This is a genomic window from Bacillus sp. FJAT-18017 (genome assembly GCF_001278805.1).
Taxonomy (GTDB): domain Bacteria; phylum Bacillota; class Bacilli; order Bacillales; family Cytobacillaceae; genus Bacillus_D.
In genome coordinates this window covers 2,507,596-2,522,214 of sequence record NZ_CP012602.1, presented here as the reverse complement: position 1 = coordinate 2,522,214, position 14,619 = coordinate 2,507,596, and the positions used below count along the sequence as shown (strand labels likewise).

The following is a 14,619-nucleotide window of genomic DNA, read 5'->3' as shown; positions in this document are numbered from 1 at the left end:
CGTGGAGGTTTCATTTCCACTACTTCAAATTATGGATGAACAAGGCAATGTGGCAGACCCTTCATGGAAGAAAACAATTACCAGGGAGCTTGCACTCAATTTTTACAAACAAATGGTCAGGATACGAACCTTTGACAGGAAGGCGGTCAGCTTGCAGCGTCAGGGACGGATTGGGACGTATGCTCCGTTTGAAGGACAGGAGGCAGCACAGGTCGGCAGCGCGCTCGCACTGCGGCCGGATGATTGGCTTTTTCCAACTTACCGGGACCATGGCGCTGCCCTAGTATTCGGACACTCATTAAGAAATGTATTATTGTTTTGGAATGGAAGGAATGAGGGCTGTGTACCACCTGACGGGAAAAAGATTTTCCCGCCTGGCATCCCGATTGCCACCCAAATTCCGCATGCTGCCGGCGCGGCACTGGCAGAAAAAATGAAAGGAACCACTTGTGCGGCGCTTGTCTTTTTCGGCGATGGGGCAACCTCCGAAGGGGATTTTCATGAAGGGCTGAATTTTGCAAGTGTCACAAATGCTCCGGTTGTATTTTTTAATCAAAATAACGGTTATGCGATATCAGTTCCTATAGAAAAGCAAATGAATTCCAAAACCATTGCCCAGAAGGCTGTTGCATATGGTATTCCTGGTGTACGTATTGATGGCAACGATGTATTCGCGGTTTATTTTGAAACATTGAATGCTCTTGAGCGGGCCAGAAGCGGAAAGGGGCCGACACTTATTGAAGCTGTAACTTGGCGATATGGGGCCCATACGACTGCCGATGATCCTTCCAAGTACAGAGATCAATCAGAAAGCCATGAACGAAGGAAAAGAATTGATCCCCTCATAAGGCTTGAGCGTTTTTTGAAAAATGAAGGCTTTTATGACCAAGACGAGTTAACAGGTTATGAAGAGGAGGCCATCGCAGAAATCGACCGTGGAGTCATGGAAATGGAGCAATTCCCTCCGGCGGATCCGTCCGATATATTTGATTATGTTTTTGAAAAAACGGTCTGGCCGCTAGAAAAACAAAAGAGAGAGTACCTTCAACTCCTAAAAGGAGGCCAATGATGGACACTGTAACGAAAACAAGGACCATGACGATGGTACAGGCGATAAACGATGCGCTTGCCGAGATGCTGACGATGCGCAGTGACGTAATCCTCCTTGGTGAGGACATCGGGAAAAATGGCGGGGTGTTCCGGGCTACTGACGGATTGCAGGAACAGTTTGGGGAAATGAGGGTCATGGATACGCCATTATCCGAAGCCGGCTTCATTGGGGCGGCGATAGGCATGGCGGCAAACGGTTTTCGCCCAGTGGCGGAAATCCAATTTCTTGGTTTCATTTACCCGGCCTACGAACAACTCATGACACATGCTTCCAGGCTTAGGATGAGAACCTATGGCCATTTTACAGTGCCAATGGTTGTCCGGGCTCCATATGGTGCAGGAGTGCGCGCACCTGAAATCCACTGTGACAGCACTGAAGCATTGTTTACTCATATGCCTGGGATAAAAGTGGTTTGCCCTTCGTCCGCCTACGATGCGAAGGGGTTGTTGATCGCTTCAATTCTGGACCCTGACCCTGTGCTGTTCCTTGAACCAATGAAGCTTTACCGATCAGTCAAGGAAGAAGTGCCTGAAGGTGTTTACGAAGTTGAAATTGGAAAAGGTAAGAAGCTGCATGACGGTGAAGATGTAACCGTCATTTGCTGGGGAGCGATGGTGCCGATTGCGATTGAAGCTGCGAAGAACGCCGAAAGGAAGGGGATAAGATGTGATGTCATAGACATGAGAACACTTTACCCTTTGGATCAAGACATAATAGCTGAATCGGTACAGAAAACAGGGAGGACTGTAATCGTCCATGAAGCTCAATCGACTGGCGGAGTCGGCAATGACATTCTAACAATTATTAATGACACGTCATTCCTTTATCAAAAAGCTCCCGCCGAACGAGTGACCGGGTTCGACAGCCCCGTCCCATACTTTGGCTTCGAGGACCATTATCTGCCCAATGCGAAAAGGGTTTTAGCAGCCATTGAAAAAGTCATGCGTTTTTAGGAGGTGAAAGAATGGAGGTTAAGCTCCATGACATTGGAGAAGGCATGGCAGAAGCCGGAATCAATTGCTTTCTCGTCAAACCTGGTGATGTAGTAAAAGCCGATGACCCATTGCTTGAAGTACAGACCGATAAAATGACCGCGGAAATCCCTTCGCCCGCTGCTGGTATTGTGAAGGAATTCAGGGTAAGTCCCGGAGAAACGGTACCAGTCGGAACAACACTGCTCATTTTGGAAGCAGATGGAGCCATTAACAGGGGAATTGCTGAACAAGTTACAGTTCCTGCTCATAACCTGGCAAACCGATATGAACAGAATTCCTTTACCAGCTCTGAACAAATAAAACCTTTATTTCCAAGAGTTTTAGCATCCCCCTACACACGGAAAATTGCCAGGGAGAACGGCATCCGAATTGAGGATGTTAAAGGCAGCGGTCCAGCAGGTAGAATAACAGACCAAGATGTTTACAATTTTTTAAGCGGCCGCAATAGAATCCACACACAACAGTCAGCAATTTTAACAGAAGCGGCAATAGTCCGTACTGCGCACAACCAGGAAGCAGGTTTCATTCCGTTCAGGGGCAGACGCAAACAAATTGCAAAGAACTTGCTGCATTCCATCCAGACAATCCCACATTGTACACACTTCGAAGAAATTGATGTTACTAACCTCATAGAATTTAGAAAGGAATTAAAGCTCGAGGGCAGGCAGGTATCAGCCACTGCTTTATTCATTAAAACTTTATCGGTTTGTTTAAAAGAGTTTCCTATTTTCAATTCAATACTTGATGAAGAAAATGAGCGGATTCAATTTATTGACCAACACCATATCGGAACCGCCGTGGACACTGAAGACGGGCTGGTTGTTCCTGTGATCCGTGATGTGCAAACCAAATCCTTGCCAGAAATCCACGCTGAAATGAAGGCGCTTACAGACAAAGCGTTGGCCAATCAGTTAACTTTGGAGGATATCAAGGGGGGAACTTTTACTATAAGCAATGTCGGCCCATTGGGAGGCAGCATCGGGGCTACCCCAATAATCCAGCACCCTCAGGCTGCGCTTGTTTCGTTCCATAAAACTAAAAAAATGCCTGTCGTTAACGAGCGGGATGAAATTGAAATTCGCTCAATCATGAACCTGTCAATGTCGTTTGACCACAGAGTTGCAGATGGTGCGACAGCGGTGAAGTTTACTAACAAATTTGCAGCATATATCGCTAACCCAAGGCTGCTATTACTGGAGTTGGTATAGATGGTTGTCGGAGAAATGGCAAATGGGGCAGACCTTATCATCATCGGGGGCGGCCCTGGCGGCTATCATGCAGCAATTCGGGCGGCACAGCTAGGACGACAGGTGCTTTTAATTGAAAAAGCTGATTTAGGAGGGATTTGCCTGAATAAAGGCTGCATTCCTTCAAAGGTGATCACAACAGCTTCTGCAAAATTGGAAGATTCCAAGAAAAATGCAGTATTTGGAATTGAAACTGAAAGTCTAGCATTTAATTTTGAAAAACTAAAACAATATCAAAAGAGGACGGTAGAGGGACTAAGAACAGGGGTGGAAGCTCTCTGCAAAGCCAATAAAGTTCAAATCCTAAAGGGAACAGCATTTTTTATTTCCGATACGCGGATTGGTGTTGAGCAAGGAGACAACTATGAGCTTTATGACTTTAACCAGGCAATCATCGCCGCAGGAGTTCGCCCAGACAATGGCGGTACATTCAAGACAGGTAAGAGGATTGTCAATTCATGGTCAATTTCATTCCTTGAGGATATTCCTGAGCATCTCGGCATTTATGGAGTGGATACGATTCACTTGGAAATGGCAATGGCGTACAGGGCACTAGGGTCTGAGGTCACCTTGCTGCTGCCAGAAGGAGTTAACGAATTTCCGTATGATTCTGCTATTTCAAGGGAACTGTCCCGGATTTTTAAAAAAGAAAAAATTCCTGTACTGAAGGATTGTTCGATTAAGGAGGTGATTGAACAGACAGATGGTGTAACCATTGTCTTCGCTTCGCAATCAGGAGAGACAACTGTTTCCGCAACTCATTTCTTTTATTGTGAAAAGAAAGTTCCTAACAGTGATGAGCTAGGACTCAAGCGAATAGGAATCAATCTCGATGATAACGGTTATGTAAAGGTTAATGAAAAGTGCAGAACGAATTTTGAGCGAATCTATGCGATTGGTGATATTACTGGCGGACCCTTTCTCGCCTCAAAAGCCCTTAAACAAGGGAAGGCAGCGGCCGAAGTGGCATGCGGAATCGAGTCTTCATTGGTGGATTTACGGTTTCTGCCTCAAATCGCCTTTACTCGTCCGCCGATTGCAGCTGTGGGCCTTAGTGAAGAAAAGGCGATTGATCAAGGACTTGTGGTTAAGGCGAGTCAGTTCCCTCTCGCTTCCAATGGGATTAGCGGGCTAGCTGGCAAAAAGGACGGTTTTGTAAAGATTGTTTCTGAACATCGTACAGATGTCATTCTTGGTGTTCATATCATCGGTGAGGGTGCGCATGAATTAATAGCAGGAGGGATTATCGGGCTTGAGATGGGCGCCCGTGAAGAGGATTTTACGTTTCCCTCATTCCCGCATCCAGGTCTGGCAGAAGCGATGCTGGAAGCAGCAGAAGGCCTTAAAGAAAAAGCAGTCCATTTAAAACCGCAAAAAAAGCGGGTGGAAGAACAAATCACCGAAAAAAATTAATCCATTCCAAATTAAAAATCCAAAGGAGGCTACATAAATGCAAGAGCAAAAATTAACCTTGAACGAAGTAACAGAGGATTTCTTTCCGGTCCGGGACGTAGATTATATGGAAATTTATACAGGTAATGCCAAACAGGCTGCATATTATTTCTGTAAGGCATTTGGCTTTAGGACTGTGGCCTATTCAGGACTTGAAACTGGAAATCGCCAGACTGTTTCCTACGTACTCCAGCAAAGAAAAATCCGCCTGGTGATTACTGGCTCATATGATGAAAATAGTGATGTTGCTTCTTTTGTTAAAAAACATGGAGATGGCGTAAAAGATATAGCCTTGCTGGTTGATGATGTTGAAAAAGCTTTTGGAGCAGCGGTCGACCGCGGTGCCATCGCTTTAGAGGCGCCGACTGTACTTAATGACGAATTTGGAACAGTTAAAAAGGCTGTCATTGGTACGTATGGAGATACAATTCATTCACTAATCGAGCGCCAGGATTATAAAGGTGCATTCCTGCCTGGTTTTGATAGATTCACAGACACTGTCCAGGTACCTGACGCCGGCTTGATTGCCGTAGATCATGTTGTCGGTAATGTCGAGGTGATGGAGGAGTGGGTAGAGTATTACGAAAAAGTAATGGGCTTCAAGGAGATGAAACACTTCTCCGACGAGGATATCTCTACCGAATATTCCGCGCTTATGTCAAAAGTGATGCACAATGGCGGCCGGATCAAGTTCCCTATCAATGAGCCTGCCGAGGGAAAACGAAAATCCCAAATCCAGGAATACCTTGAGTTCTATAACGGACCAGGCGTCCAGCACCTTGCCATCCTGACAGAAGACATTGTTTCTACCGTTGCTGCACTCAAGGACAACGGAGTTGAATTCCTGTCGACACCGGATTCCTATTACGACGATCTTGCCGGACGGGTTGGAAAAATTGATGAGGAAATTTCGAAGCTGCGCGAGCTTAGCATCCTGGTAGACCGCGATGATGAAGGTTACCTGCTGCAAATTTTCACGAAGCCAATCGTTGACCGCCCAACACTATTTATTGAGATTATCCAGCGTAAAGGTGCAAGAGGCTTCGGCGAGGGCAACTTCAAGGCGCTTTTTGAATCAATTGAACGCGAACAGGCGAAACGGGGGAACTTGTAACTTACGTGGTTTCTAATTGACCGAAAAAATAGAGCAGGCTTGATGAAGGACGGTAAGGCACATTTTTATAGGCTGTTCCCGTCTTCATTGACCGGATGAAGGACGGTACGGCCACTTTTTTCCGGTTGTTCCCGTCTTCATTGAACCGATGAAGGACGGTAAGGCCACTTTTTTCCGGTTGTTCCCGTCTTCATTGAACCGATGAAGGACGGTAAGCCAACTTTTTCATGGTTTTTCCCGTCTTCATCCACGGATTGAAGATGGATACAAATTAACTCGGTTTCATTTATTGAGCTGCCAATGCAGGAAGGAAATAAAATTTAGTTTTATAAAAAAACGGGAGTGGGAGATGGGAATGTCTTTGATTAAACCAAGGGATGAGCTTGCTGGAGTTATCCCGTACCCGATCGGCGCTTTACCCGAAGACTGCCAAAAAACGCTGGGCTATGAACGGATTATCCGGATGGCTGATAATGAAAATCCGTACGGACCTTCTCCGCTTGCCTTTGAAGCAGCAAAACAGGAACTGGCAAGAACAGCGATTTATCCCGATGGGGCGTATGCAAATCTCCTTCGTACCTTAAGCAGCCATCATGGGTTGACGGAAGGGAATTTTTCAATTGGAAATGGATCAGACGAAATCATCAGGCAGTTAACAAGAGCCTACATCAGTATAGGTGATGAAGCGATCATGGCTGACTGTACCTTTCCACGTTACAGGACAAATGTGCTGATTGAAGGCGGAGTTCCCGTGCCTGTTCCTCTAAAGAATGGTGTTCACGATCTCGAAGCGATGCTGTCACATATAACACCGAAAACAAAAATGATCTTTGTTTGCAATCCAAATAACCCGACCGGGACGATTGTTGAAAAAGAAACGCTTCTGGGCTTTATCAACGATATCCCTGCCCATATCATGGTTGTGATTGACGAGGCTTATGCAGAGTATGTAACGCCCGGACACTTGATTGATGCAGAAGCAATCCTTTCTAAGTATAAGAACTGTGTGTTCCTGAGGACCTTTTCAAAAATGCACGGCCTTGCCGGGCTAAGAGTTGGCTACGGGATGATGGACGAATCGATTTCCGGGGAACTGAAAAAAGTGAAGGATGTTTACAATGTCAACCGGATCGGATCTGCGGCTGCGGCTGCTTCTCTAACGGATTTAAAGCATGTTGCCGAATCAGCTGAAAAGAACCGGGTTGAACGGAAGTACCTAACGGAAAGGCTTTCTGCACTCGGGCTTCAACCGCTTCCTTCTGAAGCAAACTTTCTTTTTATCCCGGTTAGTTTCCCAGCCTTTCAGCTTGAGAAGAAGCTAGCGGAAAAAGGGATATTCGTAAAGGCGTTGTCTTCTTCGTCATATCCGGAGGGGCTCCGAATCGCTATGGGAACGAGGGAAGAGAATGATTCCCTCCTTGCTGAAGTTTACGCCTTTACCACAGAAGGGGTAGTTTAACTATGGAATTTACACCGACAACTATGCCTTGGCGGGACTGCTACAAGCTTTTGACGGGAGCAATCATCCCGAGGCCAATCGCGTTTGTATCAACGTTAAGTAAGAATGGCGTCGCCAATGCTGCACCATTCAGCTTTTTCACGGCTATCAGTGCCGACCCAATGCTAGTCTGTTTTTCACCCATGAGGCGTGGAACGGACGGAGCCAAAAAGGATACATTAACAAATATTGAAGAAACAGGGCAGTTTGTCATCAACATCGTTAGTGAAGAAATTGCTGAAAAAATGAATATTTGTGCTATGGAATTTACTCCCGATATTGATGAGTTTGAAGCATCAGGCCTGACGAAGGCTCCTTCTGAAAAAATTGGTGTCCCCAGAATTAGAGAATCGAAAATAAACTTTGAATGTGAGTTAGAGCAGGTTCTTCATTTCGGAGAACACTCAGGTGCAGGGAGCCTAGTAATTGGAAGAGTCGTCCATGTCCATATGGACGATGAACTCCATGATCAGGGCAGGATTCTAGCTGAACCCCTTCATCCGATTGGAAGGCTTGCCGGCAATTTTTATACAAGACCGCTAGCCTCCACATTTGAGCTAGCGCGCATTGTGAATTCCGGTGATAAAAAATGAGATTTATAACATTTATAAAGAAAAATGGAGAGCAGGCTGCAGGCTGGCTGTTGGATGACCGATATGCCGTTGATATGAGCGAAGTGTCCGAGGGCCAACTGCCTCAGTCAATGCTTGAGTTTCTCGACAAGTCAGAAGAGTATTTCATCTTGGCAAAAAAAATTAACGCTGGGTTGGATGGGAAGTCGCAAGGGGTTTATTCCCTTCAGGAAGTAAGGCTCGTGGCCCCGCTGCCTAACCCAAGAAGCTTCAGGGACTTCTATGCATTTGAGGCTCATGTAAAAACAGCACGTGAAAACAGGGGACTCGGTATGATTGATGAATGGTATGAAATCCCGGTCTTTTATTTTTCAAATCATCTTGCTATAAAAGGCCCAGAAGAGAAAATTGAGAAACCAGGGGGCTGCCGAAAGCTTGACTACGAGCTCGAAATTGGCTGTGTGATTGGCAAGACCGGCAAGAATATCCGAGTGGATGAAGCTGACGATTATATATTCGGTTATTGCATCCTCAATGACTGGAGTGCGCGGGATTTTCAGCAAAAAGAAATGAAGGTTGGGCTTGGCCCTGCAAAAGGAAAGGATTTCGCCACCTCAATCGGGCCGTGGATAGTCACGCCTGATGAATTAAGCAGCCTTTTCGACGAAAAAGGGTTTGATTTAGAAATGAAGGCGTCCATTAATGGCCAGCTCCTTTCAAAAGGAAACATGAAGGAAATCCACTATTCATTTGCTGAAATGCTGCAACGTGCTTCGGCAGAGGTAACGCTTCATCCAGGAGAACTGATTGGATCGGGTACAGTTGGATCCGGCTGCATCCTTGAGCTCGGGGAAGATGTACATCGCTGGCTGCAGCCAGGCGATATAGTAGAGCTCCAGATTGATAAACTGGGAACCTTAAGAAATGTAATTTCAAGGGAAAAGGGGTGATTCTATGTATTATAGGCAGTTGGGGAAAATCCCCCGGAAACGGCACACGATTTTCAGAAAGGAAGACGGCACGCTATACAGGGAGCAGGTAATGGGAACAAAAGGGTTTTCCGGAACACAATCAATACTGTACCATGTGCATATGCCGACAGAGGTCGTCAAAGCAGATAAAATAATTCCTTTTTTACCAGAGTACGAGGCAGAAGGGGCGCTGCGGCACAGGCATTTTTATACACCCGAACTCAAGTCAACCGGAAATGCGCTTGAAGCAAGGGAATATTTGATGGGCAACAGCGATTTATTGATTGGTACCGCCCATGTCACTGCCGCAATGGAATCCTTTTACCGCAATGGCGACGGCGATGAAATACTTTTTATCCACCATGGTTCGGGAAAACTGGAGACGATGTTCGGGACACTCACTTATAGACCCGGAGACTATTTAGTAATTCCAATCGGAACAATATACCAGCTACGTCCTGTTTCTGAAACTAAAATCCTGTTTGTTGAGTCATATTCGCAAATCACTACACCACGGCGATATCGGAACGAGTATGGACAGCTCCTTGAACATAGTCCTTTTTGTGAAAGGGATATAAGGGGACCTGAAACTCTCGAAACCTTTGATGAGAAAGGCGAATTTGAAGTTCTAACAAAAACCAGGGGATATTTGCACCAGCATATCCTCGGCCATCATCCTTTTGATGTGGTTGGCTGGGACGGTTATCTTTATCCATGGGCATTCAATATAGACGATTTTGAGCCAATTACCGGGAGGGTTCATCAGCCGCCGCCGGTCCATCAAACATTCGAAGGCCATAATTTTGTTGTTTGCTCGTTTGTGCCGAGAATGTATGATTATCATCCGGAGGCTATTCCAGCGCCATATTTCCACAGCAACGTTAACAGTGACGAAATGCTGTATTATGTGGAAGGCAACTTCATGAGCAGGAAGGGAATCAAGCAGGGGTCGATAAGCCTGCATCCAAGCGGCATCCCGCACGGACCGCATCCAGGAAAGGCCGAGGCAAGCATCGGCAAAAAAGAAACACTCGAACTAGCGGTCATGATTGACACATTCCGCACGTTGAAGGTATTCAAAAAGGCAAAAGAAGTTGAGGATCAGGATTACATGTATTCATGGCTTTAAGAAGATTAATAGGGTTACTCGAGCTAAGATCGGGAAACCCTATATTTATATTACAGTATCCAGATTGGCATTTATAGTAAAAGCGCCGCCTAAATCTCACTTTTGCCGGAATGCCTTATTAAAAAAGAGCCCGCCAACCGGCGGCCTCATTCAGTAACTTTATTTTGGTTCATTGTGCCAAATGATTGCGAGCGTTCCTTCGCCGGCATGAGCAGCAATAGTTGAGGAAATTTCGCCGATGAACGTTTTTAGCCTTGGAAAGGCTGATTTAATAGCTGCTTCCATTTCTTTTGCCTTATCCGGAACATTTCCGTGCATTACCCAAACTTCTTCTATATGATTCTTGCTGTGGGCTTCACCAAAAAGCTCCACAAGCCTTGCACCAGCCTTTTTCTCAGATCGAACTTTCTCAAACAGTTCAAATTCCCCGTTGGTATTAATTCGGATAATCGGCTTTATTTTTAGGATGCTTCCAAGAAGGTATTGAGTACCTGTCATCCGCCCGCCTTTATAAAATTGATCCAGATTTCCGAGTAACATATAATTCTGGCCGTTGTCTGCTTCTTCGCGGAGGATCGTGGCTATATCGCTAACCCCCAGGCCATCCCCAGCAAGTTCAATTCCTTTTTCAATCAGGACAGTAATCGCATAGGACAACGACTTTGAATCAACCGCTTCCACGGGGAATCCAGCCATTTCCGCACCGGCAATGCAGCTTGACATCGTTCCGCTTAGTTTAGAGGAGATATGGACAGCTATTGCACTATCGTAATTCTCTTTGAGTTTTTCAAAAAGTGCAGCAAACTTCCCGGAAGAAGGCTGCGACGTTTTCGGAACCGTTTTATCGCTGTTAATTCTTTGATAAAGTGTTTCTGTATCAAGATCGACACCATCTTCAAAAGCATCATTTCCAAAGATGATTTCAAGCGGCACCACGAAAACATCGGGGTTAGCCTTTAGCTTTTCTGTTAGGAAAACAGTACTATCAGTAATCCAGGCAATTTTCTTTTTGGTCATATTCTAAATGTTCCTTTGCGGGGTTATTTTTGTAAGCTTTTCTGCTATTTTACCATTTATATAGGTCGTAAGATATATAACTTACTGTTCTATCTTTATTTTTCCTAAATACCAGGCAACTTAAACATTTCATTGCTGATATGTATGTAAAAAGGTAAAATAAGCTAGCAATTGAAGTTCCTGAAAAAAGGAAGGAAGGGAGGGATACGGATGCTGTCAGCCTTCAGGAATTTGCACCCGCTCGTAATAAATATACTTATAGGGACCATGTTCGGCCGGATGGCAACATCCATGAGTATTCCGTTCCTCGCAATTTACCTGACCCAAGTAAAGCACGTTTCTCCCGGGCAGACCGGATTAATCATTGCTGTAAGCTCGCTAGTCGGGATATGCACGAGCTTTGCAGGCGGTTATTTGTCCGATCGGTTAGGAAGAAAGGTCGTTTTATTTGTTTCAATTTTTCTTTGGGCTGGAGTATTCATCCTTTTTGGAATGGCCGAGACTGTTTCGGGATTTTTTGCAGCAAATGCATTAAATGGTTTTTGCAAATCAATATTTGAACCAGCTTCACGGGCGCTGCTGGCTGACCTTACTGAACCAAAGAACCGCCTGGCGATTTTCAATTTGCGCTATACTGCTATAAATGTCGGGGTTATTTTCGGACCGCTTTTAGGTTTTTATTTCGGTTCATCCGAAAGCACATCTGCTTTCTTCATTGCGGCAAGCGTTTATGTTCTCTATGGAATATCGCTGATAGTAACCTACAAGAAAACAGGCTATAGCGGAGCTAACCTCAAGGTTGCGGCCAACCAGAAACCAGTAAGATTCACGGATGCGGCTCGGATTGCGATTAATGACAGGATTCTATTGCTTGCATTGATTGGCAACATCCTTGCGGTTCTTGCCTATGCGCAATTCAATTCTACACTCCCGCAATTTCTATCTGGTTCACTTGGCGGAGAGAAAGGTGCGGGCTTGTTTTCCGGCCTGCTCATATTGAATGCGGTGACAGTGATTACCATTCAATACCCCTTATTGGCCTTTGTTAAAAAATATCCGCCCATCCTTTCCATACTGGCCGGTAATCTCGTATCAAGTATTTCTGTATTGCTTTTTGCATTTGCCGATTCTGTTCCATTATGGGGAGCAGTGATTTTCCTTTTTACCATTGGCGAAGTCCTAATGTTTTCAATGACTGATGCATTTCTAGATTCGATTGCAAAACCAAACTTAAGGGGTACATATTTTGGCGCAATGGGTTTTACCCAGATAGGAAACATAGCCGGACCTTCACTTGGAGGCTTTCTGCTCAGTTGGTTCGGCTTCAGTGATCCATTGCCTGTTTTCGGCATATTGGCGGCAATTTCTCTGCTTGGAGTCCCAGTTATGTTTACTGTCAGAGTTCATATGAAAAGGGAGCTTATTCACGGAGGCGCTTCAAAAACAGCCATTTAACCGAAACTTAATGAGGGGGAGGAATTGGAGAACGGATAAATTCCTCCTTCAAAGGGTATATTGATTTTGGTATGGACGAGAAAATAAAGGAGGATTTATAGATGCAATCATTCGTAGTCAGTTTCCATCAGGAAGATAAAGTCGATGCTATGCAAATCCAGAAACTCAATGAAGGGGACTATAATAAAGCTACCGAAGGCGGTACACGGCATTTGTTTGAACTTGATACCAACATTGGATTTTTTGTGTTTTTTGATGCGGAAGATGCTGATGGTGTTGTTTCACACTTGTTGCTCCAATATGAGGAGGATAATGAGGAGCCAACTGCTTGTTATTCATTCGCAATGAAGGATTTTTATGAATTCATGGCTTTATATTTGAATGACCTTGAATTTAATGAAGAAACAAGCGAGGAAGAAGAGGAATACGGGCCGATTCACCACCTTGCCCATCTCCTCTACCACATTGTTGAAGAAGGCGGCTCACTCGACGTTTAAAGAATATTTGGAGGAAACAGCATCCTGTTAAACAGGGTGCTGTTTTTTTAGGCTGCTTTTTAGGATTGATATTAAGATGTAGAAAAGTATGGTTTCAGAATTCTTAACTTAGCTTTTTTTAAAACGAACAAATAACCAACATTAAGCATACTTTGATATGGGCGGATTAACTATTAATGTCAGGAAAAAATTCATAAAAAAGTGGAAAATTACAACAATTGTGGATAATTTATGTTATACTAACTTTGGTTCTGTTCATACAAAAATAGGGTAAACAAGCATTAAATATCAAAAGTGGAGGGAGCAGACAGAATTTTTATGAATACAGTGTTGAAAAAAACTCCATATTTGCTATTTTTGCTCGTCATACCTGTATTAGGTCTAATTTATCAGTTTCTAAATACTCATCCAACCGATGCGGTGCAAATATCAACCGCACTAGATGGGTATATACCGTTTTTGCCTATATTCATCATCCCATATATTCTTTGGTATGCCTATGTATTTCTTTATCTCGTATACTTTTGTTTTAAAGATACAAAAGTATACTTAAAGACTATAATCCTTATAGTTGTTGGTGAACTTATTTGCTTTGCAATCTATTTCTTTTTTCAAACAACCGTCCCAAGGCCGCAAGTGCAGGGGGATGGCATACTCATTGACCTGGTAAAGCTGATTTATTTAAATGATCGGCCGTTCAATTGCTTCCCAAGCATCCACGTCCTGACAACATTTGCAATAATGCTTGGTTCGCTTCATATAAAAGAGAAGCATCCAGTTACCATTCTGTTTATTCATATACTAGGCTCGCTTATTATTATTTCCACCTTGTTTGTGAAACAGCATGTAATTCCGGATATGATTGGCTCTATGTTTCTTGTTACTTTCTTATATGGCATTCTATTTGAATTCTATCAGGTGCGTGTCGAAGAAAAGAAAACTATTTTTGTTAAAAATAAATAACAATCTCGGAGGCTGTTTATATGCAGCCTCCGTTTTATTTTCCTATTGCATTTTCTGTCCCAGAGTTAGCGCAGTCTCCGAAGTGCTCAAGTCCAACTGGAATTGTTTGCTTAAATCAGTAGGATAGTAATACCCTTTAGCTGTCATGAACTCACTTATTGCAGTATGTGTCTGAATGGCATCATGGAGCTGTTCCTTTAGGGCTGCACGAACTTCTGGCGTGCCGGTTTCGGTTATTACTGCGGCAAGGTTTCTGATGCCCGATTTTGAGGTTATCAGAAAGTCCATGGCAATGACCTGGTCTGTCATACCACCCATGCCAATCAGATTTTGAAGGAGTTGATTCATTCTTCACTCCCCCTGTCAGTAAAAAACTCCTGGAGAGTTTGAATATGGCGTACTCCAGTTTCCGCATCCGCTTCAAGGATTGCTTTTAGTTCTTCGTCAACAGCGAGCTTGCTCATCAAGGCCGATTTTGTCAAACAGACATTTTTAAAAGCAAGATATTCGTGTAATTCAAGTGCTTCATGGATTCCGAGATGTTTTGTCATAGCATTCACTCCCATATTAAGTCGCATTTATAATGCGCCCTTTTTTT

Annotated in this window: 15 protein-coding genes; 12 read left to right on the top strand and 3 right to left on the bottom strand. The window is 44.2% G+C overall.

What is annotated here, in order from left to right; all coding sequences use genetic code 11:
- The first annotated feature begins 1 nt into the window (after window position 1).
- From pdhA to AM500_RS11685, 9 genes are all read left to right on the top strand, one after another.
- Window positions 2-1,069, top strand: coding sequence for a pyruvate dehydrogenase (acetyl-transferring) E1 component subunit alpha (gene pdhA, locus AM500_RS11725; RefSeq protein ID WP_053599366.1), 1,068 nt, complete (start codon window positions 2-4; stop codon window positions 1,067-1,069).
- The gene (locus AM500_RS11720) at window positions 1,069-2,064 is read left to right on the top strand and encodes an alpha-ketoacid dehydrogenase subunit beta (RefSeq protein WP_053599365.1); all 996 of its coding nucleotides are present in this window, start codon (window positions 1,069-1,071) and stop codon (window positions 2,062-2,064) included. The genes pdhA and AM500_RS11720 overlap by 1 nt, the downstream gene beginning before the upstream one ends.
- 11 nt (window positions 2,065-2,075) lie before the next feature.
- Window positions 2,076-3,314, top strand: coding sequence for a dihydrolipoamide acetyltransferase family protein (locus AM500_RS11715; protein ID WP_053599364.1), 1,239 nt, complete (start codon window positions 2,076-2,078; stop codon window positions 3,312-3,314).
- On the top strand, window positions 3,315-4,766 hold the full coding sequence (locus AM500_RS11710; RefSeq protein WP_053599363.1) for a dihydrolipoyl dehydrogenase family protein: 1,452 nt from the start codon (window positions 3,315-3,317) through the stop codon (window positions 4,764-4,766).
- A 37-nt stretch (window positions 4,767-4,803) separates the two neighbouring features.
- Window positions 4,804-5,919 carry a 4-hydroxyphenylpyruvate dioxygenase gene (hppD, locus tag AM500_RS11705; RefSeq protein ID WP_053599362.1) on the top strand — a complete coding sequence of 372 codons (1,116 nt, stop codon included), beginning with the start codon at window positions 4,804-4,806 and terminating at the stop codon, window positions 5,917-5,919.
- A gap of 355 nt (window positions 5,920-6,274) precedes the next feature.
- Window positions 6,275-7,378, top strand: a complete 1,104-nt coding sequence (gene hisC / locus AM500_RS11700; protein WP_231688140.1) for a histidinol-phosphate transaminase — start codon at window positions 6,275-6,277, stop codon at window positions 7,376-7,378.
- Between the two features lie 2 nt (window positions 7,379-7,380).
- Window positions 7,381-8,010: a flavin reductase family protein gene (locus tag AM500_RS11695; protein ID WP_053599360.1), complete on the top strand. Its 630-nt coding sequence runs from the start codon at window positions 7,381-7,383 to the stop codon at window positions 8,008-8,010.
- Complete coding sequence (locus AM500_RS11690) at window positions 8,007-8,939, top strand: fumarylacetoacetate hydrolase family protein (protein WP_053599359.1); 933 nt, start codon at window positions 8,007-8,009, stop codon at window positions 8,937-8,939. The genes AM500_RS11695 and AM500_RS11690 overlap by 4 nt, the downstream gene beginning before the upstream one ends.
- 4 nt (window positions 8,940-8,943) lie before the next feature.
- A complete protein-coding gene (locus AM500_RS11685) occupies window positions 8,944-10,089 on the top strand; it encodes a homogentisate 1,2-dioxygenase (RefSeq protein ID WP_053599358.1) in 1,146 nt (381 codons plus the stop codon).
- A gap of 159 nt (window positions 10,090-10,248) precedes the next feature.
- Here the strand turns inward: AM500_RS11685 and AM500_RS11680 are convergent, their stop codons facing one another.
- Window positions 10,249-11,106, bottom strand: coding sequence for a DegV family protein (locus AM500_RS11680; protein WP_053599357.1), 858 nt, complete (start codon window positions 11,104-11,106; stop codon window positions 10,249-10,251).
- Window positions 11,107-11,316: 210 nt separating this feature from the next.
- Between AM500_RS11680 and AM500_RS11675 the strand changes: the two genes are divergently transcribed.
- The 3 genes from AM500_RS11675 to AM500_RS11665 all read left to right on the top strand — a co-directional run bounded on the left by AM500_RS11675 (window position 11,317) and on the right by AM500_RS11665 (window position 14,021).
- Window positions 11,317-12,561 carry an MDR family MFS transporter gene (locus tag AM500_RS11675; protein ID WP_053599356.1) on the top strand — a complete coding sequence of 415 codons (1,245 nt, stop codon included), beginning with the start codon at window positions 11,317-11,319 and terminating at the stop codon, window positions 12,559-12,561.
- A 101-nt stretch (window positions 12,562-12,662) separates the two neighbouring features.
- On the top strand, window positions 12,663-13,058 hold the full coding sequence (locus AM500_RS11670) for a hypothetical protein (protein ID WP_053599355.1): 396 nt from the start codon (window positions 12,663-12,665) through the stop codon (window positions 13,056-13,058).
- A gap of 318 nt (window positions 13,059-13,376) precedes the next feature.
- Window positions 13,377-14,021 (top strand): phosphatase PAP2 family protein, encoded by a 645-nt coding sequence (locus AM500_RS11665; RefSeq protein WP_053599354.1) that lies wholly within the window; start codon window positions 13,377-13,379, stop codon window positions 14,019-14,021.
- A gap of 42 nt (window positions 14,022-14,063) precedes the next feature.
- On the opposite strand, the gene AM500_RS11660 is transcribed toward AM500_RS11665, so the two are convergent.
- Window positions 14,064-14,369 carry a spore coat protein gene (locus tag AM500_RS11660; protein ID WP_053599353.1) on the bottom strand — a complete coding sequence of 102 codons (306 nt, stop codon included), beginning with the start codon at window positions 14,367-14,369 and terminating at the stop codon, window positions 14,064-14,066.
- On the bottom strand, window positions 14,366-14,572 hold the full coding sequence (locus AM500_RS11655; RefSeq protein WP_053599352.1) for a hypothetical protein: 207 nt from the start codon (window positions 14,570-14,572) through the stop codon (window positions 14,366-14,368). Before AM500_RS11655 ends, AM500_RS11660 begins: the two co-directional genes overlap by 4 nt.
- Window positions 14,573-14,619: the final 47 nt, after the last annotated feature.